Genomic DNA, 1,104 nt, shown 5'->3' with positions numbered 1-1,104 from the left:
TAGCTCCGTCAATAACGCTCATGCCGCCGTACCAAATAATTCCTACGACGGCAATAGCCGCAAAGAACTGAATAAACGGCGTCAACATAGCTGTTAATCGGGTAGTTGCCATAAGAGCCCAGAAATTCTTGTCATTTTGTTCTACAAAACGATCAATTTCATGATCTTCCCTGTTAAAAGAACGAATAATACGAATGCCTGAAATGGCTTCTTCTATAAGAGCCGTAATGTCGGCCAGTTTTCCTTGAACCTTATGTCCGGCCTTACGTAGACGTTTGCCGAAATAGTTAATTGTTAAAACGACAAGGGGCACGACTGCCAAGGTTAAAAAGGTCAGCTTCCAATACAGGTAAAACATGGAAACCAGGGAGCCGACTAAAATTACGGCTTCTTGCACAAAGGAAATCAGATTGTCGGCAATAGCCGTTTGTAAAGCCGTAACGTCATTAGTGAGGTTACTCATAATATTACCGGTCTTGCGTCTGTCAAAATAAGACAAAGACATCTTCTGAATATGGCGATAAAGAGCCTCACGAATATCGTTAACAATATGTTGTCCAATGTAACTCATCAAGTATTTCTGCCAGAAATAAAAGAAGCCTCTAAAGATAAACAGTGCCAGAATACCGACGCAAATCAGATTCAGCGTATGCACATCCTTTTGCGCCAGAACTTTATCGATAACATCCTTAATAACCCAAGGAACTACAACGTTACTGAGTCCCGAAAAAGCCATACAAACGACGGCAATGGACAACTTCTTCTTATAAGGAACGATGAACCGTAACAACCGCTTGTAGCTGTGCCAACTATTGTACTGCTTCATGGAGTTGTTTCTCCTTTACAAATTCAGAAATGATTTCAGCCGTACGTCGTACAGCCCCTGCTTCACCCATTTGACAGCGTACACCGGTCATCAAATGTCGTGCTTCCTCCGAAGCTGCCGCATCCACTAACCAGGGCAAGACGGCGGCTTCTATATTTTCGGGTGTTACTTCATCCTGCCAGAGTTCCGGCATAATACGATGTCCCGAAATAATATTCGGTAACCCGATACTGTCCAAGTGAACCAAAATCTTTGATAACCAGTAGGTCAATACATTA

The 1,104-nt window shown here is 42.8% G+C and carries 1 protein-coding gene and 1 pseudogene; both read right to left on the bottom strand.

What is annotated here, in order from left to right:
• Positions 1-826 (bottom strand): ABC transporter permease (locus tag PGX78_RS08555; RefSeq protein WP_270446534.1); only part of this gene is annotated, 826 nt, incomplete at its 3' end.
• Positions 810-1,104 (bottom strand): annotated as a pseudogene (locus PGX78_RS08550) (lipid-A-disaccharide synthase); the annotation flags it as partial. The gene PGX78_RS08555 and the pseudogene PGX78_RS08550, both read right to left, overlap by 17 nt.

The sequence above is a fragment of the Megasphaera sp. AF13-6AC genome, assembly GCF_027685385.1.
Taxonomy (GTDB): domain Bacteria; phylum Bacillota; class Negativicutes; order Veillonellales; family Megasphaeraceae; genus Megasphaera; species Megasphaera micronuciformis.
The sequence above is the reverse complement of the archived record's forward strand: the minus strand, read 5'-3'. Positions and strand labels throughout refer to the sequence as shown.